21 protein-coding genes and 1 tRNA gene are annotated in these 21,174 nt (G+C 65.2%); 17 read left to right on the top strand and 5 right to left on the bottom strand.

Going from position 1 to position 21,174, the window contains the following annotated elements:
- Nucleotides 1–16: 16 nt before the first annotated feature.
- Nucleotides 17–1,006 (bottom strand): L-threonylcarbamoyladenylate synthase, encoded by a 990-nt coding sequence (locus tag FNV92_RS27030; RefSeq protein WP_168213548.1) that lies wholly within the window; start codon nucleotides 1,004–1,006, stop codon nucleotides 17–19.
- A 68-nt stretch (nucleotides 1,007–1,074) separates the two neighbouring features.
- Between FNV92_RS27030 and FNV92_RS27025 the strand changes: the two genes are divergently transcribed.
- Both FNV92_RS27025 and FNV92_RS27020 read left to right on the top strand, forming a co-directional pair.
- Nucleotides 1,075–1,151: transfer RNA gene (locus FNV92_RS27025), tRNA-Pro, on the top strand.
- 514 nt (nucleotides 1,152–1,665) lie between these two features.
- Nucleotides 1,666–2,508 (top strand): tripartite tricarboxylate transporter substrate binding protein, encoded by an 843-nt coding sequence (locus FNV92_RS27020; protein ID WP_168213549.1) that lies wholly within the window; start codon nucleotides 1,666–1,668, stop codon nucleotides 2,506–2,508.
- A 12-nt stretch (nucleotides 2,509–2,520) separates the two neighbouring features.
- Here FNV92_RS27020 and FNV92_RS27015 read toward each other — a convergent pair whose 3' ends face one another.
- Together FNV92_RS27015 and FNV92_RS27010 are read right to left on the bottom strand one after the other, a co-directional pair.
- Nucleotides 2,521–2,847, bottom strand: coding sequence for a hypothetical protein (locus FNV92_RS27015; RefSeq protein WP_143843827.1), 327 nt, complete (start codon nucleotides 2,845–2,847; stop codon nucleotides 2,521–2,523).
- Nucleotides 2,848–3,137: 290 nt separating this feature from the next.
- Entirely contained in the window at nucleotides 3,138–3,362 is a 225-nt protein-coding gene (locus FNV92_RS27010; protein WP_143843828.1) for a hypothetical protein, read from the bottom strand.
- Between the two features lie 237 nt (nucleotides 3,363–3,599).
- Here FNV92_RS27010 and FNV92_RS27005 point away from each other — a divergent pair, with 237 nt between their 5' ends.
- From FNV92_RS27005 to FNV92_RS26985, 5 genes are all read left to right on the top strand, one after another.
- Nucleotides 3,600–4,556 carry an N-carbamoyl-D-amino-acid hydrolase gene (locus FNV92_RS27005; RefSeq protein WP_143843829.1) on the top strand — a complete coding sequence of 319 codons (957 nt, stop codon included), beginning with the start codon at nucleotides 3,600–3,602 and terminating at the stop codon, nucleotides 4,554–4,556.
- Between the two features lie 352 nt (nucleotides 4,557–4,908).
- Nucleotides 4,909–5,529 (top strand): TetR/AcrR family transcriptional regulator, encoded by a 621-nt coding sequence (locus FNV92_RS27000; protein WP_143843830.1) that lies wholly within the window; start codon nucleotides 4,909–4,911, stop codon nucleotides 5,527–5,529.
- Between the two features lie 52 nt (nucleotides 5,530–5,581).
- The gene (locus tag FNV92_RS26995) at nucleotides 5,582–6,775 is read left to right on the top strand and encodes an MFS transporter (protein ID WP_143843831.1); all 1,194 of its coding nucleotides are present in this window, start codon (nucleotides 5,582–5,584) and stop codon (nucleotides 6,773–6,775) included.
- Nucleotides 6,776–6,911: 136 nt separating this feature from the next.
- On the top strand, nucleotides 6,912–7,331 hold the full coding sequence (locus FNV92_RS26990) for a DUF4118 domain-containing protein (protein WP_143843832.1): 420 nt from the start codon (nucleotides 6,912–6,914) through the stop codon (nucleotides 7,329–7,331).
- A 127-nt stretch (nucleotides 7,332–7,458) separates the two neighbouring features.
- Complete coding sequence (locus FNV92_RS26985) at nucleotides 7,459–7,668, top strand: hypothetical protein (protein ID WP_015687872.1); 210 nt, start codon at nucleotides 7,459–7,461, stop codon at nucleotides 7,666–7,668.
- Between the two features lie 10 nt (nucleotides 7,669–7,678).
- Here FNV92_RS26985 and FNV92_RS26980 read toward each other — a convergent pair whose 3' ends face one another.
- Nucleotides 7,679–8,641 carry a class I SAM-dependent methyltransferase gene (locus FNV92_RS26980; RefSeq protein ID WP_143843833.1) on the bottom strand — a complete coding sequence of 321 codons (963 nt, stop codon included), beginning with the start codon at nucleotides 8,639–8,641 and terminating at the stop codon, nucleotides 7,679–7,681.
- Between the two features lie 23 nt (nucleotides 8,642–8,664).
- Here FNV92_RS26980 and FNV92_RS26975 point away from each other — a divergent pair, with 23 nt between their 5' ends.
- The gene (locus FNV92_RS26975; RefSeq protein ID WP_244623635.1) at nucleotides 8,665–8,940 is read left to right on the top strand and encodes an NAD-dependent epimerase/dehydratase family protein; all 276 of its coding nucleotides are present in this window, start codon (nucleotides 8,665–8,667) and stop codon (nucleotides 8,938–8,940) included.
- A gap of 204 nt (nucleotides 8,941–9,144) precedes the next feature.
- On the opposite strand, the gene FNV92_RS26970 is transcribed toward FNV92_RS26975, so the two are convergent.
- Nucleotides 9,145–10,122 carry a LysR family transcriptional regulator gene (locus FNV92_RS26970; RefSeq protein WP_015687869.1) on the bottom strand — a complete coding sequence of 326 codons (978 nt, stop codon included), beginning with the start codon at nucleotides 10,120–10,122 and terminating at the stop codon, nucleotides 9,145–9,147.
- 118 nt (nucleotides 10,123–10,240) lie between these two features.
- On the opposite strand from FNV92_RS26970, the gene FNV92_RS26965 reads away from it, so the two are divergent.
- The 9 genes from FNV92_RS26965 (at nucleotide 10,241) to FNV92_RS26925 (ending at nucleotide 21,081) form a co-directional block, all read left to right on the top strand.
- Entirely contained in the window at nucleotides 10,241–11,278 is a 1,038-nt protein-coding gene (locus tag FNV92_RS26965; protein ID WP_143843834.1) for a class 1 fructose-bisphosphatase, read from the top strand.
- 12 nt (nucleotides 11,279–11,290) lie between these two features.
- Nucleotides 11,291–12,166, top strand: coding sequence for a phosphoribulokinase (locus FNV92_RS26960; protein WP_143843835.1), 876 nt, complete (start codon nucleotides 11,291–11,293; stop codon nucleotides 12,164–12,166).
- 12 nt (nucleotides 12,167–12,178) lie between these two features.
- Complete coding sequence (gene tkt, locus FNV92_RS26955) at nucleotides 12,179–14,200, top strand: transketolase (RefSeq protein WP_143843836.1); 2,022 nt, start codon at nucleotides 12,179–12,181, stop codon at nucleotides 14,198–14,200.
- A 14-nt stretch (nucleotides 14,201–14,214) separates the two neighbouring features.
- Nucleotides 14,215–15,300, top strand: a complete 1,086-nt coding sequence (gene fba / locus FNV92_RS26950) for a class II fructose-bisphosphate aldolase (RefSeq protein WP_143843837.1) — start codon at nucleotides 14,215–14,217, stop codon at nucleotides 15,298–15,300.
- Nucleotides 15,301–15,336: 36 nt separating this feature from the next.
- Nucleotides 15,337–16,797, top strand: coding sequence for a form I ribulose bisphosphate carboxylase large subunit (locus FNV92_RS26945; protein WP_015687864.1), 1,461 nt, complete (start codon nucleotides 15,337–15,339; stop codon nucleotides 16,795–16,797).
- A gap of 11 nt (nucleotides 16,798–16,808) precedes the next feature.
- The gene (locus FNV92_RS26940; RefSeq protein ID WP_143843838.1) at nucleotides 16,809–17,216 is read left to right on the top strand and encodes a ribulose bisphosphate carboxylase small subunit; all 408 of its coding nucleotides are present in this window, start codon (nucleotides 16,809–16,811) and stop codon (nucleotides 17,214–17,216) included.
- A 96-nt stretch (nucleotides 17,217–17,312) separates the two neighbouring features.
- A complete protein-coding gene (gene cbbX / locus FNV92_RS26935) occupies nucleotides 17,313–18,227 on the top strand; it encodes a CbbX protein (RefSeq protein ID WP_143843839.1) in 915 nt (304 codons plus the stop codon).
- Entirely contained in the window at nucleotides 18,224–18,961 is a 738-nt protein-coding gene (gene rpe, locus FNV92_RS26930) for a ribulose-phosphate 3-epimerase (RefSeq protein WP_143843840.1), read from the top strand. Before cbbX ends, rpe begins: the two co-directional genes overlap by 4 nt.
- 263 nt (nucleotides 18,962–19,224) lie before the next feature.
- The gene (locus tag FNV92_RS26925; protein WP_143843841.1) at nucleotides 19,225–21,081 is read left to right on the top strand and encodes a putative bifunctional diguanylate cyclase/phosphodiesterase; all 1,857 of its coding nucleotides are present in this window, start codon (nucleotides 19,225–19,227) and stop codon (nucleotides 21,079–21,081) included.
- Nucleotides 21,082–21,174 lie beyond the last annotated feature (93 nt).

Here is a 21,174-nt window from a genome sequence, read left to right as displayed (position 1 = left end):
CGTCTCTTGCTTGATCTTATCTCGCCACGGCCGCCCGGCGCAGCCGGTCGTTGATCGCCTCGCCAAGTCCCTCGCCAGGGATCGTCATCACCGCGATCGTCCGCGCTCCCTTCGCATCGAGGCTGCGAAGATGGCCGAACAGGTTCGCGGCGGCCTCATCGAGATCACCGGCGGGCGACAAATTCATGACCGCCGACGCGGCGTCAAGGCCGGGCAGGCGCGCAGGGCCAAATGCCAGCAGCGCCTCGCCCGGGGCGACATCGCGCGCGTCGAGCCGCACCTGGGCGCGCGGCGCGTAATGCGAGGCCAGCATGCCCGGCGCCAGCGGCTGGCTGTCGTCGCTCCCGGCCTCCACGGGCGGCCGGGCCAGCGGCGCGCCGAGCACCGCCTCGATCCGTTCGCGCGACAACCCGCCCGGCCGCAGCAACATCGGCGCCTCGAAGCATCCGACGATGGTCGATTCGACGCCGACCGCCACCGGCCCGCCGTCGACGATCAGGTCGATCCGCCCTGTAAGGTCGCTTGCAACATGGGCGGCCAGCGTCGGCGAGACATGGCCGGAGATGTTGGCCGACGGTGCCACCACGGCCTCGCCAAAGGCCCGCAGGATGGCTTCCGCCACCTTGTGGGCGGGAATGCGGATCGCGACCGTGTCGAGGCCCGCGGTGGCGAGATCGGCGACCGGGCAGCCCTCCGTCTTCGGCACCACCAGCGTCAGCGGCCCCGGCCAAAACGCCTCCGCCAGCCGCAGCGCGCGGGCGTCGAACCGGCCGATGGCCTGCGCGGCGGCGAGGTCGGCGACGTGGGCGATCAGTGGATTGAACGCCGGCCGGCCCTTGGCGGCGTAGAGATGGGCGATGGCGGTCGCATTGGCGGCATCTGCGCCGAGCCCGTAGACCGTCTCGGTCGGGAACGCGACCAGCCCGCCGGCGGCCAGTGTTCGGGCCGCAGCCTCGGCGGCGGCCTCGCCGGCCGGCAAAATCAGCGTTTCAAGACCCGTTTTCACTGGGACGAAATTCCTCAAACCGGCCGCTTGCGGTGCGCCACACCCGACGCTATAAGCCGGCCTCTTGTCGGAGTGTGGCTCAGCCCGGTAGAGCACTGCGTTCGGGACGCAGGGGTCGCAGGTTCGAATCCTGCCACTCCGACCAAGATTTCAAAAGTTGACGTTTTCCAGAGGCTAGGCGGACCGGCCGCCGGGTGCCTCGAGAGCGCCCTTTCTGCAACGAATTTCCGGACGGGTCCACGGCCGATTTGGCCGGGCAGGGGCGTCTGTGTGCGTGGCATGGCTTGTCATTCGCCGCATCGGTGGTCGCGACTTGTGCGGTAGGTCAGAGGACGACGGTCTGGCCATTCGAAGCGATCCCTCCTGACGCCTGCATGCTTTGCTGCGCGAAACGCCGCTGCCCATCGAGCGCCTGGTCCCGGGATAATCGGTTGCCCTCTGGTCAAGCCGACGGCTAGATGACCCCTACAGTCGATCGCAGCTTCGACGACGCGATCGGCCAAAAACAAAAAACAGGGCTGGAAATCATGACCAAGAAAATCATCGCGCTCGTTGCAGCGTTTGGCTTCGCCGCTTGCGGGCCGGCATGGGCCGCGTGGCCGGAGGACAAGCCGATCGAAGTGGTCGTCGGCTTTGCGCCCGGCGGCGGCACCGATGTGATGGCGCGCAAGCTGCTTCCCTTTGTCGAGCGCGCGCTGGGCGGCAAGGCGAAGTTCGTCGTCCTCAACAAGCCCGGCGCCGGCGGCGAGATCGCGTTTGCGTCGATCGCGCGCGCAGCGCCCGACGCCTATGCGATCGGCGTCGTCAACGTGCCCGGCTACAACTTCCTGCCGATGACGCGCAAAACCCAATACAGCACGGACGACATCCGGCTGGTCGCGCGGGTCGTCGAAGATCCGAACGTGGTCGTGGTGCCCGCCGGCAGCCAATTCAACGCTCTGCCGGATGTCATCGCCGCACTGCGCAGCAAGCCGGGCTCGGTGACGTTCGGTCATAATGGCGCCGGCACCAACGGACATCTGGCCATTCGCATGCTCGCGGCAGCCGCGAAGGTCGAGCCCAACGAAATCTCCTACCGGGGAACGGCGGCACAGCGGACCGATCTGCTCGGCGGGCATCTGCAAGTCGGGATGGTCAGTCTCAGCGAGATTCCGGAACTGCACGGCAGCAACAGGGGGCCGCTTCGCGTCATCGCGATCCTGTCGAAGAAGCGCTTTGCATCGCTGCCCGAGGTTCCCACAGCCGAGGAAGTCGGCTTTCCAGTCACGTCGACGGCAGAACGCGGCTTCGCTGTCCCGAAAGCCGTGCCGGACGAGATCGTCAGGAAGCTGGAAGCGGGGATCGCCGAAGGCCTGCGCAATCCCGAGTACCTGGCGGGCTCACCTGGCGACGAGCCGGTGATCGCCTTTCTGCCTGGTGCCGAGTGGCAAAAACGCCTCGACGCAATGTCCGACGCGTTGCGTCCTTATGCCGAGGAGATGAAAGCGAACGAGCAGAAGTGAGCGGCTCGTAGCCTACCGCCGCGCCACCACCACGCCAAGCATGAATGCCACCATCAGCGCCGGCAGCGGCGCCTCGCGCACCATGCCGCGAACGATGTGCGTCCAATGCTGCTGCGGGACGAGCTTCGGCGACCTCACCTCAGGCGCCGGCGTGATGCCCCATTCCGAGGCGAGTTCGGCAATCTCGCTCGAAGCCAGCCGCACGTCGTCGCGGACGCGGAAAATCGCGGCATCGGCGCGTTCGCGCGGCGCAAGCAGCATCAAGGTCGTGACGGCGGTGCGCAACGTCATCTCGCCATAGCCTTGCAGCCGTACCGACTCCTCGGGATCCGAACTCATGCGAAATTCCTCACAGCGCCAGATTCTACAACGCGAAGTGGCGCGCAATGGTGAATGCCATCGTCGCGCACAGGACCAGCGTGGACACCGCGCCGGCCACGCCGCGCGCGAGATGGGCTCGCGTCAGGTGCCTGGTCATGATCTTGCTCCATGCTCAGCATGGCAATGGCGGTGCACAGCGTTGGTTCCACGCACCCCTCGCGAATCATCGCTCCGCAGGACAGGCAGAGCCCTTGCGAAACTCATCATTCGTCTGCGCCGACGAGAGCGTCCTACACGCGGCGCACCGGCTACTTCCGCAGCAGCTCGCTCAACGCCGCAGTCGCCTCGGCGCAGCGGATGTCGTCGATCTCGCGCGACAGGTTGAGCGCGCTCGATCTCAGTTCTTCGACCTTCCAGCTCTCCGGATGCCGGCTTTCGAGCTGGCTGAGGCGCTTGTTCAGATCGTCCAGCCTGGATTGGAGATGCCCGATGCTGGCGTCCCCATTCACTTTCCAAATGCGTTGTGCGCGCATCGTAGTTCCCCTGCATGTCTCACGGCGTTGTGAGAGCCGTTCATGGCCGGAATGGGAGTTTGTTTTGTCCGGCTTCAGACAGTGGGGAACCGTTGCATATTGGCAACGATAGTTCCCCGATTTGATCTGCAGGTCGTCTGGTCCTTGCGTAGGTAGCTCCACAGGCGCGGAATCTGCATGTGCGGCGCCGCGCGCGAAGGTGCTTGGCGACGCAAGAGGCGAACGAAGGAAAGACGCGTGGCGAGATTTGTGAATGTCGCGGCTGGCCAGCTTGGCCCGGTGGCGAGAAGCGAGACGAGAACCGAGGTCGTGGCGCGGCTGATGGCCTTGATGCGCCAGGCGCACGCCAACGGCTGCGACCTGATCGTCTATCCCGAGCTCGCGCTGACCACCTTCTTTCCGCGCTGGTATTTCGAGGATCAGGCCGAGATCGACAGCTTTTTCGAGCGCGAGATGCCCGGGCCGGCGACGCAGCCCCTGTTCGACCTCGCACGCGAGCTCGGCATCGGCTTCTGCCTCGGCTACGCCGAGCTGACGGTCGAAGCCGGCGTTGTCAGGCGCTACAACACCTCCATCCTGGTCGAGAAGAGCGGCGCCACCGTCCTGAAGTACCGCAAGGTCCATCTGCCCGGCCATGCCGAGCACGAGCCGTGGCGTGAATTCCAGCATCTGGAAAAGCGCTATTTCGAACCCGGTAGCGGTTTTGGCGTGACCAAGGCGTTCGGCGGCGTGATGGGGATGGCGATCTGCAACGATCGCCGCTGGAGCGAGACCTACCGGGTGATGGGCCTGCAGGGCGTCGAGATGGTGATGATCGGCTACAACACGCCGGTGCACAATCCGCCCGCGCCCGAGCACGACGATCTCTCGCTGTTTCACAATCATCTGGTGATGCAGTCCGGCGCCTACCAGAACGGCACCTTCGTGGTCGGCGTCGCCAAGGCGGGCGTCGAGGAGGGCGTCGATCACATCGGGGGCAGTTGCATCGTCGCGCCCTCCGGCGAGATCGTCGCGCGGTGCACGACCAAGAGTGACGAGATCGCACTCGCCCGCTGCGACCTCGACCTCTGCAATTCATACAAGCGCACGACGTTCAATTTCGACGTTCACCGCCAGCCGAAGGCGTATGGGATGATCGTGGAGCGCAAGGGCGTGACGACGATGGCGGACGGCACGCCGGTGCGGAAGGGGTAAGGCTGTAACCTCGTCACTCCGGGGCGCGCAAAGCGCGAGCCCGGAATCCATCGTGCCACGTGCATGCGAGCAAATGGATCCCGGGCTCGCGCTGCGCTCGCAACGACGGGGAGTATCTGCGACCCACCCCACTCCCGTGCCCCGGACGCAGCGCAGCGTCTCTTCGACGGTGCGCTCCAGAGCCGGCCCATGTCGCCGAATTGTGCCGTGTTGCTTTCCGGGTCCCGGCTCTGCGCAGCAGCGCGACGAGCTGCAACGCATCCGGGACACGAGACCCGGCAACTTTGCCCGAACATCCCCCATCACAACCACGTGTCTTTATTCGGAAACGATCATTCCCTATTATCCCGCAATGCAAAAAGCATCTCGCCGATCGCAGCCATCTGCCCGTCCGCCCGGTCGTCCCCGGGAGTTCGACATGGACATCGCGCTGGACCGCGCCGTGCGGGTGTTTCGCGAGCGCGGCTATCACGCCACGTCCATTGGAGACCTCGCCGCGGCGATGCGGCTTGCCACCGGAAGCATCTACAAGGCGTTTCGCGACAAGCATGCGGTGTTTCTTGCCGCCTTCGAGCGCTACACGGCGCGGCGCCAGGAGCAGACCCGCAGTGCCGCGGCGCGCGGGGCGAATGGGCGCGAGCGGCTGCGCCAGGTGCTGCTCTCCTATGTCGAGCAGTCCCAGGGTAGCGAAGGCCGTCGCGGCTGTCTCGTCGTCGGCAGCGCGGTCGAGTTGTCGGCGGTCGATTCCGTCGTCGGGGCCCGCGTCAGCGCGCAACTGCAGACCAACGAGAGCTTCATCGCCGGCCTCATTCGCGAGGGGCAGGCCGACGGCTCGATTCCCCGCCACGTCGCGGTCGACGACACCGCGCGGCTGATGATCTGCATCACGCAGGGGCTGCGCGTCGTAGGCAAGGCCCGCCTGCCGCTCAACGGGGACCGCCTCGTCGGCGCCGCGATGAAGCTGCTTGCCTGAATTTCTGTCTTGTTAGGGAACGGTTGTTCCCGATTGTTCGGAGACCATGTGAATGACGATGAATGCCACGATCGAGACCGCGCCGGAGCCGGATGCGGTGTCGCAGCGACTGACCTTCGTGCTGGCCGCGGCCTGTGGCATGATCGCCGCCAACATCTATTACGCCCAGCCGCTGATCGCACCGATCAGCGCCGCGCTGGGCCTGTCGCACGCTGCGGCCGGGCTGATCGTCACCATGACGCAGATCGGCTACGGTACCGGATTGCTGTTCATCGTGCCGCTCGGCGATCTCGTCGAGAACCGCGCGCTGATCTGCTCGATCATCATGCTCGGCGCTGCGTCGTTGCTGGCGGCGGCCTTTGCCACCCATGCGCTGCCGTTCCTGGTCGCGGCGCTGTTCATCGGCGTCGGCTCGGTCGCGGTGCAGGTGATCATTCCCTATGCGGCACATCTGGCGCCGGAGGCGATCCGGGGCCGCGTCGTCGGCAACGTCTCGACCGGCCTGATGCTCGGCATCATGCTGGCGCGCCCGGTGTCGAGCTTCGTCACCGCGGCGTTGTCGTGGCATGCGGTGTTCTTCGCCTCCGCCGCGCTGATGATCGTGCTCGCTGCCGTGCTGTGGACGACGTTGCCGAAGCGCAAGCCGGTCGTGCGCATGCATTACGGCACGCTGCTGCTGTCGATGCCGCATCTGGTGCGCACCACGCCGCTGCTCCGGCGCCGCGCACTGTATCAGGCGAGTCTGTTCAGTTGCTTCACGCTGTTCTGGACGGTCGCGCCGCTCCAGCTCGCGCGCGAGTTCGGCTTCACCCAGCGCGGCATCGCGCTGTTCGCCCTTGCCGGCGTCGCAGGCGTGTTCTCGGCGCCGATCGCAGGGCGGCTCGCGGACCGTGGTCACAGCCGCGTCGCAACGCTGGTCGCGATGCTGCTTGCGGCCTTTGGCTTCCTCGTCAGCTATGTCGGCGCGGCTGGATCGGCGCTAAACCTCGCCTGCCTGATCCTGGCCGCGATCGCCATCGATCTCGGCGCCCAGGGCAATGTCGTGCTTGGCTTCCGTGCCATCTTCCTGCTCGGGCACGAGAACCGCAGCCGCCTCAACGGCCTCTATATGGCGACGTTCTTTGCGGCCGGCGCGGCCGGCTCTGCGGTCGGCGCCTGGGCCTTCGCGCAAGGCGGCTGGACGCTGGCCGCGGCCATCGGTCTCGCGCTGCCCGTTGCGGGCCTGCTCTATGCCGCCACCGAATAATCGCCGACCCCTCCGGATTGTGCGCTGCGGCGGTTTACCAAGCCCGCCGTGGCGCAATTTCCGCCTCGCGGTTTGCCTGCGGCTGTAGTACTTTGGTCGCAAGCGGGCCTGGTTAACAGGTAGCAGGGGGAGGCTGATGAGGCGTGCGGAATTGTTCGGCGTACCGCGAGTACGGCCATGGTCGTGGCAGGCGTTTCTGCTCGGGTTCGTCGTCGTCGCGGCATCGGCCGCGCTCCAGGGCGTCTGCGTCGCGCTCGGTGCAAAGCTCTATTTCGCGGCATTCTTGCCCAGCATCTTCGTGGTCGGGCTCGTCGCCGGCGCGCCGGCCGCGACGTTCGCAGCGCTGCTTGCCATTGCGCTGGTGTGGTGGGCGTTCATGCCGCCGTTCTTCCAGTTCAGCGCACTGACCAGTGCCGATGCGGATTCCATCAATTTGTTCTTCCTGCTCGCGGTGTTTCTGATCGGCCTTGCCGACCTCTGCCGCAAGACGGCGGCGATCGTCAGCCGCGGCGGGCTGCAGTCCTCGAGCGAGAGCGCGGCAACGAATCCGCAATAAACGGCATGCGCGCGTTGCGCCCGGGCAACAGTCCGGCAACCATCCGCGCATCTGCCGCGCGCCGCTAACTTTTCGAAAAAGATTTGGCCGCAATTTCTCCCCCGGGAATGACGAGGGAGTTTTCGACATGAACGGCCAGATCAACGGTCACGCCATCTTTGAGAACGTGCGGCGCTACCGCGGCATCGCATCGCTCTATCGCCAGACCGCTGCATTCCGCCCGGGCCAGCGCTGGTCGCTGCTGGAGCAGGCCAGGGAATGGGAAGAACGGGCGCTGTCGGAGCTGGAAACCTATTTCGCGACGCGCGCGGATTGCGCCACCCCGCTCGCTGCCTGATCGTTAACCATCAGGACACGATCGAAAGAACCGGCGCGGGCACCACGAACTGTCCGCCCCAGGCGCGAACCTCCGGCAATTGGGCGATGATCTCGTCTTTCAGATTCCAGGGCAGGATGAAGACGTAATCGGGCGTGGCCGCGAGAAAGGCCGCGGGATCGCGGATCGGCAGATGCGTTCCCGGCAGCAGCAGGCCCTGCTTGTGCGGATTGCGATCCACGGTGAACGGGATCAGCTCGCGCGTGACGCCGTAGTAATTCAGCAGCGTGTTGCCTTTCGCCGGCGCGCCATAGGCGAGCACGGACTTCCCCGCGCGCCGCGCCGTGACGAGAAAATCGCGGATCGCCGCGCGCTTGGCCGCAACCCTCTCCCGGAAATCACGATAGGTCTCAGCCTGGTGGAGCCGCGCCGCAGCCTCGCATCGGCGCAGCCTGTCGAGTGCCGGTGAGGGCATAGGAGATGCAGCTTCGTGGCAAACGTGCAGACGCAGCGAGCCGCCATGCGTCGGCAGTTCGTCCGCATCGAAGACCCGCAAGGCATGCGCGCGAAAAATCGTCTCGGCCGTCGCGAGCGAGAAATACGACAGATGCTCGTGATAGATCGTGTCGAACTGGATCTGCTCGATCAGGTGCAGGAGAGAGGGATGCTCGAGTGTGATGCGCCCGGTCTCGGGCAGGAGGACGCGCAGGCCCGCGACGAAGTCGTTGAGATCGGGCACGTGCGGCAGCACGTTGTTGGCGACGATCAGGCCGGGCCTGTGGCCCTCGGCACGGAGCATTGCAGCGGTGTCGCGGCCGAAATAGCAGGTCCGGGTGGGAATGCCCTTGGCGAGCGCGACCGACGCGGGTCCGCTGGCCGGCTCGACGCCGAGCACGCGGATGCCGGCGCGCCGAAAATACTGCAGGAGATAGCCGTCATTGCTGGCGATCTCGATCACTTCCGATGTTGCTCCGAGAGCCGTCCGCGCAATCATCTCCGCGGCGTAGGCCTGCCGCCGTGCTCGACAGCGATCTGACGGGCGTGATCAATCTTGCCAGTGGCACGCCGCGCAGCCTGCGCAGCGTGATCGAGCATCTCGCCGATCGCCTCGACGCGCGGCACCTGGTCAGGTTCGGCGCCATCGCCGCAACGGGCGTCGACGCCGAGCCGATCATTGCCGCCGACATCGGCCGTCTCCGCACGGTGACCGCTGGAGTCCAGTCTATCGGATTCGATGAGGGCGCCGCGCGCAGCGTTGCATGGTGGATCGATCGTCTTGCCGCGAAGGCGTAAGCAGGCCACACGGAACCCGTGACGTTCCGGAGTTGTCCAGGTCCGCACCTATGCTAGCAATGTGCGGATCGAAATCTCCTTCACGCCGGCCGGGGCGAGCAATGACCACCTTCAACCGCATCTTCACGACGGAGCGCCTGCTTCAGATCGTCGTCATTCTGGCGGCAACGGTCGCGATGAAGCTGATGGGGTGAGTATCCCGGGCTATTGCCCGCCGAACTCGGGCAACTCGGGCAGGTAGTTCGAACCTTCCGAGCCGAGAAAATCGAACATCGCCTGCGCTGGCGGCAGCAGCACCTTGTCGCTGCGGCGGATCACGTACCATTGCCGGACGATGGGAAGGCCCGCGACGTCGAGCACGATGAGGCGGCCTTCGGCAAGCTCATGCGCCACCGTGTGGGCCGAGATGAAGGCGATGCCGAGCCCGGCAATGACGGCCTGCTTGATGGTCTCGTTGCTGCTCATCTCCATGCCGACGATCGGATCGAGATCCGACTTCTGGAACATGCCCTCCATCAGCGTGCGCGTGCCCGATCCCGGCTCGCGGGTGAGGAAGGTCTCGTGCACGAGATCGGTGAGGCTCAGGCCTGAATCCTTCTCCAGCCAGTGCCCCTTCCGCGCGACGATGATGTGCGGATTGCGCCCGAGCTGACGCACGTCGACGCTGACGTCAGCCGGTGGCCGACCCATCACGGCGAAATCGAGGTCGTAACCGTGCATGGCCTCGCGGATCTCCTCGCGGTTGCCGATGGTCAGCTTGATCTCGATCTTCGGATGCCGCTTGGAGAAGGCCGCGATCGCATGCGGCACGAAATACTTTGCGGTCGAGACCGCGCCGAGATGCACAGTGCCGCCGGTTTTGCCTGCGAGGAGATCCAGCGCGCCCTGGCAGTCCATGATCGCGGCTTCGACGCGCTCGGCGAGCGTCAGCACCTCCCTGCCGGCCTCCGTCAGCACCATGCCGTCGCCGGTCCGCTGCACCAGCGGCAGCCCTGCAAGGTCCTGAAGCTGCCGGAGCTGCTGCGTGACGGCCGGTTGGGTCAGGCCAAGCTGGCTCGAGGCTGCCGTGACGCTGCCCTTGGCCGAGAGCGCCGCGAGCGAGCGGAGCTGCCGGATCGTCAGATGCCGGAGCTGGGCCGCCGCATGGCCGGAGGCATTATAAGGAAATTCTTTGTTGCTCATTATGAATAGAAATTTTCCTTATTAAGCCGCCCCTGTCAATCTTCGCGTGCCGGGACCGATCGCACCGACCTCCGCTGGGAGGGAACTGGATGCGGCGTCCGCAAAGGGATGGACGCAGATGATCGGGCAACTCAAGCTGGACGAGCACCTTCAACGGTATTCCGAGACCGCACCCCATGCCCTGGCAGTGGCGGCCGCAGTCGATGCCATCGCATCAGCCGCGATCGAGATTGCCGACCTCATCGCGACCGGAGATCTCGCGGACGCCTCGGGCTTGACCACCGGCCGCAACAGCGACGGCGACCTCCAGCGCGATCTCGACGTCCAGGCGGACATGATCCTGCGCCGCTGCCTCGGCAAATTGCCCATCGCGGCGCTGGCGTCCGAGGAGATGCGGGAGCCGCAGATCGGCGATCGCACCGCAAAGATCTGCGTCGCGATCGATCCGCTCGACGGCTCCTCCAACATCGATATCAACATGACGGTCGGCACGATCTTCTCGATCCTGCCGGCGCCGGACGACCTTGATCTCGCCTTCCACCAGCGCGGCTCGGCGCAGCTTGCGGCGGGCTTCGTCACCTACGGTCCGCAGACCTCGCTGGTGCTGACGCTCGGCGAGGGCGTCGATATCTTCACCCTTGATCGCAGGTCCGGTTGCTTCCGCCTCGCGCGCAGCGGCGTTCAGATCGCCGAGGCGTGCGACGAGTTCTCGATCAATGCGTCGAACCGCCGGCATTGGGATCCGCCGGTGCGCGCCTTCGTCGACGAATGTCTTGCCGGCGTCGACGGGCCCGCCAATCGCAATTTCAACATGCGCTGGATCGGCTCGCTGGTCGCGGAGGCCTATCGCATCCTCACCCGCGGCGGCGTGTTCCTCTATCCCTCCGATGCACGGCCCGGCTATGGCGATGGCCGCCTGCGCCTCACCTACGAAGCGCATCCCATGGCGATGATCATGGAACAGGCCGGCGGTTCTGCCTCAACGGGGCGCGAGCGCATCCTCGACCTCTCGGCGCAAAGCCTGCACCAGCGCGTGCCGCTGGTCATGGGCTCCAGCGCCGAGGTGTGCCGCGTCGAGGAATTGCACTGTGATCCGCTGCTGGTGGCGAGCGGCTCCGCGCCGTTGTTCGCGCGTCGCGGCTTCTTCCGCGTGTAAGAGGAACGGCGCATGTCCAGAAAGCATCCGATCATCTCCATCACCGGCTCCTCCGGCGCCGGCACGACCTCGGTGAAAAAGACCTTCGAGCAGATATTCTTCCGCGAGAAGGTCAATGCCGCCTACATCGAAGGCGACGCCTTCCACCGCTATGACCGCACCGAGATGCGCACGCAGATGGCCAGGGAGGCCGATCGCGGCAACAAGCATTTCAGCCATTTCAGTCCCGAGACCAATCTGTTCGAGGAGCTCGAGCGGGCGTTCCGGGACTATGGCGAGACCGGCACCGCGACGACACGGCACTACGTCCACGACGCCGAGGAGTCTGCGCTGCACGGCGCAGCGCCAGGCACCTTCACCGAATGGGAACGGCTGCCGGAGAATTCCGACCTGCTGTTCTACGAGGGCCTGCACGGCGCAGTCGTTACCGACAAGGTCAATGTCGCGCGCTATGCCGATCTCAAGATCGGCGTCGTGCCCGTCATCAATCTCGAATGGATCCAGAAGCTGCATCGCGACCGCAGCGCCCGCGGCTATTCGACCGAGGCCGTCACCGACACCATTCTGCGGCGGATGCCGGATTACATCCACTACATCTGCCCGCAATTTTCCGAGACCGACATCAACTTCCAGCGTGTTCCGACGGTGGATACCTCCAATCCGTTCGTCGCGCGATGGATCCCGACGCCGGACGAATCGATGGTGGTGATCCGCTTCAAGAATCCACGCGGAATCGACTTTCCCTATCTGCTGTCGATGCTGCCGCACAGCTTCATGTCGCGCGCAAACTCCATCGTGTGTCCCGGTGCGAAGCTGGACCTCGCGATGCAGCTCATCCTGACGCCGCTGATCATGCAGCTGATCGAGCGCAAGCGAAACCTGAAGTAAGGGGAGGATCCGATGAACATCTCCGTCCGTGCCGAAGCCGATCTCACGGCGGTCGCGCATAGCGATCTCGCCAACGCCGTCCGCTTCCTCGCGATCGACGCCATCGAGACCTCGCAGTCCGGCCATCCCGGCCTTCCCATGGGCATGGCCGACGTCGCGACCGTGCTGTTCTCGCGCTTCCTGAAATTCGACTCCGCGCATCCGAACTGGCCGGACCGCGACCGTTTCGTGCTGTCGGCGGGGCACGGCTCGATGCTGCTTTATGCACTGCTCTATCTCACTGGCGGCGATGTCAGCCTCGATGACATCAAGGCGTTTCGGCAGTGGGGCTCGAAGACACCGGGCCATCCGGAATACGGCCACACGCCTGGCGTGGAGACCACGACGGGGCCGCTGGGGCAGGGGATCGCGACGGCCGTGGGCATGGCGCTCGCCGAGCGCATGGCCAATGCGCGGCATGGCGATGGCCTGGTCGATCACTTCACTTATGTCATCGCCGGCGACGGCTGCCTGATGGAAGGTATCAGCCAGGAGGCGATCTCGCTCGCCGGCCATCTCGGACTAGGGCGGCTGATCGTGCTGTTCGACGACAACGGCATCTCCATTGACGGTCCGACCTCGCTCGCGACCTCGGATGATCAGCTCATGCGCTTCGCCGCCTCAGGCTGGTCGGTGCGCCGCGTCGACGGACACGATCCCGAAGCCGTCGCGCAGGCGATTGCCGAGGAGCGCGAGAGCGCAAAACCGTCACTGATCGCCTGCCGCACTATCATCGGCTATGGCGCACCGGACCGGCAAGGCACCGAGAAGGCGCATGGCGCGCCGCTCGGCACCGAGCAGATCGCGGCCGCGCGCCGAACGCTCGGCTGGGACTACCAGCCCTTCGTGGTGCCTGTCCCGATCATGAAGGCGTGGCGGATGATCGGGCAGCGCGGGCAGGTCGATCGTCTCGCTTGGCTCGATCGCTACGAATGCGCGACGCCCGAGCAGCGCGATCTGTTCGTCGAGGGCAAGGCCGTTGCCCTGCCGGCCGCCTATGCGCTGGCCGCGGCGAAACTGCGCGAGCGCTTTGCCAGCGAGCGCCCGAAGCTCGCGACACGACAAGCCTCGCAACAGGTGCTCGACCATATCGCTGCGACCATTCCCGGTCTGGTCGGCGGCTCTGCGGACCTGACCCATTCGAACCTGACGCACGCCAAGGCGCAGACGCCTGTGAAGCGCGGGGCGTTCGACGGCGACTACATCCACTATGGTATCCGCGAGCACGGCATGGCAGCCGCGATGAACGGTCTCGCGCTGCACGGCGGCTTCATTCCCTATGGCGGCACCTTTCTTGCCTTCTCCGATTACAGCCGGCCGGCGATCCGCCTTGCGGCCTTGATGCGGTTGCGCGTCATCCATGTGATGACTCACGATTCCATCGGTCTCGGCGAGGACGGTCCGACGCACCAACCGGTCGAACATCTCGCGGCGCTACGCGTCATTCCGAATCTGCTGGTGTTCCGCCCGGCCGACGCGGTCGAGACGCTGGAGGCCTGGGACTGCGCACTCGAGTCCGAGCATCGTCCCTCCGTGCTGTGCCTGTCGCGGCAGGCGCTGCCGACCTTCCGCAGCGACGCCCGCGGCCGGAACCGCGTCGCGCGGGGCGCTTATCTCGTGGTCTCGCCGGACGGCGGCCGTGACGTGACGCTGATCGCAACAGGTTCGGAAGTGTCGATCGCGCTGGAAGCCGCCCGCCTGCTTGCGACCGAGCACGTCCGTGCGGCCGTGGTCTCCGCGCCTTGCTTCGCGCTGTTCGACGAGCAACCGGAGGACTACCGCGCGGCTGTTCTCGGCACCGCGCCGCGCGTCGGCGTCGAGGCGGCCATCGTCGGCGATTGGCATCGCTGGATCGGCTTCGACGGCGAGTTCGTCGGCATGCGCGGCTTCGGCGCGTCGGCGCCTGCACCTGTGCTCTACCGCGAATTCGGCATCACTTCGCAAGGCATTGCGGAAGCCGCCCGGCGGGCGATCGCCCGCGCCCGCAAGCCATAACAGGAGGACTCTTCGTGGCCCGTATCACTCTTCGCCAATTGCTCGATCACGCCGCCAGTCACGGCTACGCGGTGCCGGCGTTCAACATCAACAACATGGAGCAGGGCATCGCCATCATGCAGGCGGCGGCCGAGGTCGATGCGCCCGTGATCATCCAGGCCTCGCGCGGCGCGCGAAGCTATGCCGGCGACATCATGCTCTCGCACATGATCGACGCGCTGGAGCGGACCTATCCCGACATCCCGCTCTGCATGCACCAGGATCACGGCAATGACGAGGCGACCTGCGCCAGCGCCATCGCCCACGGTTTCACCTCGGTGATGATGGACGGTTCGCTGAAGGCCGATGCCAAGACCGCGGCCGACTACGACTACAACGTCGCTATCACCCGCCGCGTCGTCGATCTCGCCCATTGGGTCGGCGCCTCTGTCGAAGGCGAGCTCGGCGTGCTCGGCTCGCTCGAGCATGGCGGCGGCGAGCAGGAGGACGGCCATGGCGTCGAAGGCAAGGTCAGCCACGACCAGCTGCTGACCGATCCCGACCAGGCCGTGGACTTCGTCCGCGCCACCAAGGTCGACGCACTTGCGATCGCGATGGGCACCTCGCACGGCGCCTACAAGTTCAGCCGCAAGCCGGATGGCGACATCCTGGCAATGCGGGTGGTCGAGGAGATCCACCGCCGGCTGCCGAACACGCATCTCGTGATGCACGGCTCCTCCTCCGTGCCCCAGCCGCTTCAAGACATGTTCAATCAGTTCGGTGGCGAGATGCCGCAGACCTGGGGCGTACCGGTCGAGGAGATCGTCCGCGGCATCAAGAGCGGCGTGCGCAAGGTCAATATCGACACCGACTGCCGCCTCGCAATGACCGCTGTGTTCCGCAAGGTCGCCGCGCAGTCGCCCTCTGAGTTTGATCCGCGCAAGTTCCTCAAACCGGCGATGGACGCGATGCGCGACCTCTGCCGCGAGCGGTTCGAGCAGTTCGGCACAGCCGGCCACGCCAGCAAGATCAAGGTTGTGCCGATGAGCGAGATGGCGCGGCGTTACCGCGCCGGCGAACTCGATCCGCGCATTGACACCCGCGAGCACGTCGCAGCCTGAGCAGAGTCAAAAGAGAGAGAAACGAGGGAGAGAGCCATGAACGCACATACAGGAACCGTCCGCGGCAAGGAGCGCTATCGCTCGGGCACCATGGAATACGCACGCATGGGCTATTGGGAGCCCGACTATGTGCCGAAGGACACCGACGTCATCGCACTTTTCCGCGTCACACCGCAGGAGGGCGTGGACCCGATCGAAGCGTCCGCCGCGGTGGCAGGCGAATCCTCGACCGCGACCTGGACGGTGGTGTGGACCGATCGCTTGACGGCAGCCGAAAAGTATCGCGCGAAATGCTACCGCGTCGATCCGGTGCCGGGCACGCCGGGCTCCTATTTCGCCTACATCGCCTATGACCTCGACCTGTTCGAGCCGGGCTCGATCGCCAACCTTTCCGCTTCGATCATCGGCAATGTGTTCGGCTTCAAGCCACTGAAAGCGCTGCGGCTGGAGGACATGCGCTTCCCGGTCGCCTATGTGAAGACGTTCCAGGGACCGGCGACCGGCATCGTGGTCGAGCGCGAGCGGCTCGACAAGTTCGGCCGGCCGCTGCTGGGCGCAACGGTCAAGCCGAAGCTCGGGCTGTCGGGCCGCAATTACGGCCGCGTGGTGTACGAGGCGCTCAAGGGCGGCCTCGACTTCACCAAGGACGACGAGAACATCAACTCGCAGCCGTTCATGCATTGGCGCGATCGCTTCCTCTATTGCATGGAGGCGGTGAACCGCGCACAGGCGGCATCCGGCGAAGTGAAAGGCACTTACCTGAACGTCACCGCCGGGACGATGGAGGACATGTACGAGCGCGCGGAGTTCGCCAAGGAGCTCGGGTCGGTCATCGTCATGATCGACCTCGTGATCGGCTACACCGCCATCCAGTCGATGGCGAAATGGGCTCGGCGCAACGACATGATCCTGCATCTGCATCGCGCCGGTCACTCGACCTATACGCGGCAGAAGAGCCATGGCGTGTCGTTCCGCGTCATCGCCAAATGGATGCGTCTGGCGGGCGTCGACCACATTCACGCCGGCACGGTGGTCGGCAAGCTCGAAGGCGATCCCAACACCACGCGCGGCTATTACGACGTCTGCCGCGAGGACTTCAATCCGACCATGCTCGAGCACGGCCTGTTCTTCGACCAGTCCTGGGCGAGCCTGAACAAGATGATGCCGGTGGCGTCAGGCGGCATTCATGCGGGCCAGATGCATCAATTGCTCAACTTGCTCGGCGAAGACGTCGTGCTTCAATTCGGCGGCGGAACCATCGGTCATCCCATGGGCATTGCGGCCGGTGCGATCGCCAACCGCGTGGCATTGGAGGCGATGATTCTCGCCCGTAACGAGGGGCGTGACTACGTCCACGAAGGGCCGGAAATCCTGGCCAGGGCGGCCGAGACCTGCACGCCGCTGAAGGCCGCGCTCGAGGTCTGGAAGGACGTCAGCTTCAACTACCAGTCCACCGACACGCCGGACTTCGTGCCCACCGCGCTGGAAACCGTTTGAGGAGACTGAACATGAAACTGACCCAGGGTTGCTTCTCGTTCCTGCCTGACCTCACCGACGATCAGATCACCAAGCAGGTGCAGTACTGCCTGGCCAACGGCTGGGCGGTGAACATCGAGTTCACCGACGATCCGCATCCCCGCAACACCTATTGGGAGATGTGGGGCCTGCCGATGTTCGATCTGCAGGATGCAGCCGGCGTGATGATGGAGCTCGCCGAATGCCGCCGGGTGTATGGCGATCGTTACATTCGCATCAGCGGGTTCGATTCCAGCCATGGTTGGGAGTCGGTGCGGATTTCGTTCCTGGTCAACCGGCCACCGCAGGAGGCGGAATTCGAGCTGGTTCGGCAGGAGATCGGTGGGCGCGCCATCCGCTACAGCACCATCCGAAAGAACGCCGCGCACGCGCTGCAATAGCCATTCGTCTCCGCGCGGAGCCTTGCTGCTCCAGATCCTTGGCGGACAACTGCTTCGCCGCCGCCCCGCGGCGAAGCCATTTTATTCGAGGCGCCAATGCTTGATGTGCCCACCACCGAAACCGCGTTCGATCTCCGCAAAGAGGCCGAAGCCGCCGGGATCACCGACACGCTGCAACAACTCGAACAGGAGTTGATCGGCCTGCGGCCGGTCAAAGACCGCGTGCGTCAGATCGCGTCGCTGCTGCTGATCGAGCGCATCCGTCAGCGTGCCGGCCTGGCATCGTCGCCGCCGACGCTGCACATGTCGTTCACCGGCAATCCCGGCACCGGCAAGACCACGGTGGCGATGCGCATGGCCAAGATCCTGCACGGCCTCGGCTTCGTCCGGCGCGGGCAGGTGATCTCGGTGACGCGCGACGATCTCGTCGGGCAGTATATCGGGCACACCGCGCCGAAGACCAAGGAGATCCTGAAGAAGGCGATGGGCGGCGTGCTCTTCATCGACGAGGCCTATTATCTGCACCGGCCCGACAACGAGCGCGACTACGGCCAGGAGGCGATCGAGATCCTGCTCCAGGTGATGGAGAACCAGCGCGAGGACCTCGTCGTGATTCTGGCGGGCTACGGCGAACGAATGACGAGCTTCTTCGCGTCCAACCCAGGCTTCCGTTCGCGGATCGCCCACCACATCGATTTTCCGGACTATGCGGAGGCCGAGTTGCTGGTCATCGCCGAGCTGATGCTCAGGGAGCGCGGCTATCGCTTCTCGACTGCCGCGCGCGAAGCATTCGAGAAATACATCGCGCTGCGCCGAACCCAGCCGTTCTTCTCCAACGCGCGCTCGATCCGCAATGCGGTCGACCGCATCCGATTGCGGCAGGCCGATCGCCTTGTCTCTGATCTCGATCGCATGCTGGACATCGCGGACCTCGAAAGCATCGATCCCGCTGACGTGCTGGCGAGCCGTGTTTTCAGCGGCGGAGCCGATGCGCGGAGTGCCAAGCCATGACCAAGGAGATCATCATTGCCCCGTCGATCCTGGCGGCCGATTTCGCACGCCTCGGCGAGGAAGTCGCGGCGATCGACGCGGCCGGCGCTGACTGGATCCATTGTGACGTCATGGACGGCCATTTCGTTCCGAACATCAGTTACGGTGCCGAAATCATCAAGGCGATCCGGCCGGTGACGTCGAAGATATTTGACGTGCATCTGATGATAGCGCCTGTTGATCCCTATCTGGAGGGCTTCGCAAAGGCGGGGGCGGACGTCATCACGGTCCATGCCGAGGCCGGTCCGCATCTCGACCGCTCGCTGCAGGCGATCCGCGCGCTCGGCAAGAAAGCCGGCGTCAGCCTGTGTCCGGCAACTCCCGAGGGCGCGATCGAGTACGTGCTCGATCGTCTCGATCTCGTGCTGGTCATGACCGTCAATCCCGGCTTTGGCGGCCAATCCTTCCTCGACTCCCAGCTCGAGAAGATCAGGCGGGTTCGACGCATGATCGGCGACCGGCCGATCCGCCTGGAGGTCGATGGCGGCATCACGCGGGACAATGCCGCTGCTGTCGCCGCCGCGGGCGCCGATACACTCGTGGCAGGCTCCGCCGTTTTTCGCGGCAACAGCAGCGCCGATTATACCGGCAACATCGCGGCCATTCGGGTCGCGGCGGAGGCCGCACGGGCTCCCGTCCTGCGGGACGGTCCCGCGCGGCCGATGCAGCTCCGAGAGGGCGCGCTCATCCGGTAGACTACGGATGAGACGCGTGAAGAGGAAGTCCCGGCGCTGGCTGTACCAAGGTGCGCCACTATTCTCCGGGGTTCTACGGAGGTACCGCGCAAATCGATCGACTCCTTCAGGCCGGGGTAACCAACGCGCCCGACGCGAAAATTCGATTAACGCCCGCGCAATGCTACGCATCGCAATCTGCGGTTAGGAACGCGAGAGAGCGCGGGGATGCGGACCGAAGAGAATTGCAGGCATGAGGCCTGCACGCGGCGGGGAGCGACGGCATGAGCATGCATCGCTTGTTCGCCGAGCAGCTTCGCTGCGCCACCGATGCGGCCGGTCAGGTCCAGCTCGTCAAGCTGGGTGAACTCGTCAGCGCCGCCTATGAGGCGAGCGACCGCGATCGCCAACGGATGACCGAGGCGCGCGCGAAGACGCAGGGGCAGGTGGAAGAGGACCTTCTGCGTACGCGCGAGTTCCTCGACACCATCGTGGACAACATCCCGATCGCCGTGTTCGCAAAGTGTGCGAAGGATTCGCGCTACATCCTGCTCAACCGCGCCGGCGAGGATTATTACGGCCTGCCGCGCGAGCAGATGCTGGGCAGGACGCCCGAGGAGGTCTTTCCGGCGGATGTCGCCCGCATTGTTAACGAACAGGACCGCCGGGTCGTTGCCAGCGGTATGCCGATGTTCCTCGAGGAGCATCTGCTCGAAGTCGGCGTCAAGGGGCACGACCGCGTCATCAACTCACGCAAGATGCTGATCACGGACGCCGCGGGGGAGCCGCAATATCTGGTCGGCGTGATCGAGGACGTCACCGAGCGCATCACCACCCAGGAACGCATCAGCCACCTCGCACATCACGATGCGCTGACCGACCTGCCCAACAGAAGCGCATTCAATGCGGCACTGAGCGAGCGGCTGGAACGTGCCCAGGAGGCGTCGACCAGCTTTGCGGTGCTCAGCCTCGATCTCGATCGCTTCAAGGAAGTGAACGACGTGTTCGGCCATCCCGTCGGCGACATGTTGATGCGGGCAGCAGCCGGACGCCTTTCCGAGGAAGCCGACGGCGGCTTCGTCGCCCGTATCGGCGGCGACGAGTTCATGATCCTGATGCCGGACGATGTCTGCCGCGAAGAGGTGCTGGCGCTCGGCGAACGCCTGGTCGAGGCGATCGGCAACGAACTCGAGGTCGACGATTATCTCCCCCATGTCGGCTTGAGCGTAGGTATCGCGATCTATCCGGATGACGGCGTGGACGCGGTGACGCTGCTCGCCAATACCGATTCGGCGCTCTACCGCGCCAAGCGTGAGGGCCGGGGCCGGGTCTGCTTCTTCGAATCCGAGATGGACCGCGAGCTGCGCGACCGCAGGCTGCTGTTGCACGATCTCCGGCAGGCGGTCGAGCAGAACCAGCTCCTCGTCTACTTCCAGCCGCAGGCGCGGATGGACGGCGAGATCATCGGTTTCGAGGCGCTGGTGCGCTGGAACCACCCGACCCGCGGCTTCGTGCCGCCGGACCAGTTCATTCCGCTCGCCGAGGAAAACGGACTGATCATCCGGCTCGGTGAATGGGTCTTGCGCGAGGCGTGCCGCGAGGCGGCGTCCTGGCCGCGGCCATTGCAGGTCGCGGTCAATCTGTCGCCGGTCCAGTTCCAGGCCGGCGACCTCGAACGTTCGATCCACCAGATCCTGCTGGAGACGGGGCTGGCGCCCACGCGGCTCGAGGTCGAGATCACCGAGGGCGTTCTGATCGGCGATTTCACCCGCGCGCTCACTCTGCTGCGGCGCCTGAAGGCGCTCGGCATCCGCATCGCGATGGACGATTTCGGCACCGGCTATTCCTCGTTGTCCTATCTCCAGTCGTTCCCGTTCGACAAGATCAAGATCGACCGCAGCTTCATCTCCGATCTCGAAGCGACGCCGCAATCGGCCGAGATCGTCCGCGCGGTTTTGAGCCTTGCGCACGCCCTGAAGATCCCAGTGGTCGCGGAAGGGGTGGAGACCGAAGCGCAGCGGGTGTTCCTCGCGCGCGAGGCTTGCGAGGAGATGCAGGGCTATCTCATTGGCCGGCCTGAACCGATCGAACGGTATCTCGATCTGATCGGGGTGACCGTGGAACAACGCCTTTCCGCTTAGCCAGCGCCATGCCTGACGAGACCGGTTCCACGGTGCGATAGGAACCAACACCCGTCTGCGCATTTCTCAAATGCCGATCGCGGTCGGGCGCGC

Source organism: Bradyrhizobium cosmicum (genome assembly GCF_007290395.2).
In the GTDB taxonomy this organism is placed as follows: domain Bacteria; phylum Pseudomonadota; class Alphaproteobacteria; order Rhizobiales; family Xanthobacteraceae; genus Bradyrhizobium; species Bradyrhizobium cosmicum.
Note: the sequence above shows the minus strand (reverse complement) of the source record. Positions and strands in the feature narration are given on the sequence as shown.

Excerpts from the sequence above, each read along its gene's own strand:
- FNV92_RS27020 (WP_168213549.1), top strand. The coding sequence starts at position 1,666 with ATGGCGCGCAAGCTGCTTCCCTTTGTCGAGCGCGCGCTGGGCGGCAAG.
- FNV92_RS27015 (WP_143843827.1), bottom strand. The coding sequence starts at position 2,847 with ATGAGTTCGGATCCCGAGGAGTCGGTACGGCTGCAAGGCTATGGCGAG.
- FNV92_RS27010 (WP_143843828.1), bottom strand. The coding sequence starts at position 3,362 with ATGCGCGCACAACGCATTTGGAAAGTGAATGGGGACGCCAGCATCGGG.
- FNV92_RS27000 (WP_143843830.1), top strand. The coding sequence starts at position 4,909 with ATGCAAAAAGCATCTCGCCGATCGCAGCCATCTGCCCGTCCGCCCGGT.
- FNV92_RS26995 (WP_143843831.1), top strand. The coding sequence starts at position 5,582 with ATGACGATGAATGCCACGATCGAGACCGCGCCGGAGCCGGATGCGGTG.
- FNV92_RS26990 (WP_143843832.1), top strand. The coding sequence starts at position 6,912 with ATGAGGCGTGCGGAATTGTTCGGCGTACCGCGAGTACGGCCATGGTCG.
- FNV92_RS26985 (WP_015687872.1), top strand. The coding sequence starts at position 7,459 with ATGAACGGCCAGATCAACGGTCACGCCATCTTTGAGAACGTGCGGCGC.
- FNV92_RS26980 (WP_143843833.1), bottom strand. The coding sequence starts at position 8,641 with ATGATTGCGCGGACGGCTCTCGGAGCAACATCGGAAGTGATCGAGATC.
- FNV92_RS26970 (WP_015687869.1), bottom strand. The coding sequence starts at position 10,122 with ATGAGCAACAAAGAATTTCCTTATAATGCCTCCGGCCATGCGGCGGCC.
- FNV92_RS26965 (WP_143843834.1), top strand. The coding sequence starts at position 10,241 with ATGATCGGGCAACTCAAGCTGGACGAGCACCTTCAACGGTATTCCGAG.
- FNV92_RS26960 (WP_143843835.1), top strand. The coding sequence starts at position 11,291 with ATGTCCAGAAAGCATCCGATCATCTCCATCACCGGCTCCTCCGGCGCC.
- tkt (WP_143843836.1), top strand. The coding sequence starts at position 12,179 with ATGAACATCTCCGTCCGTGCCGAAGCCGATCTCACGGCGGTCGCGCAT.
- FNV92_RS26945 (WP_015687864.1), top strand. The coding sequence starts at position 15,337 with ATGAACGCACATACAGGAACCGTCCGCGGCAAGGAGCGCTATCGCTCG.
- FNV92_RS26940 (WP_143843838.1), top strand. The coding sequence starts at position 16,809 with ATGAAACTGACCCAGGGTTGCTTCTCGTTCCTGCCTGACCTCACCGAC.
- cbbX (WP_143843839.1), top strand. The coding sequence starts at position 17,313 with ATGCTTGATGTGCCCACCACCGAAACCGCGTTCGATCTCCGCAAAGAG.
- rpe (WP_143843840.1), top strand. The coding sequence starts at position 18,224 with ATGACCAAGGAGATCATCATTGCCCCGTCGATCCTGGCGGCCGATTTC.
- FNV92_RS26925 (WP_143843841.1), top strand. The coding sequence starts at position 19,225 with ATGAGCATGCATCGCTTGTTCGCCGAGCAGCTTCGCTGCGCCACCGAT.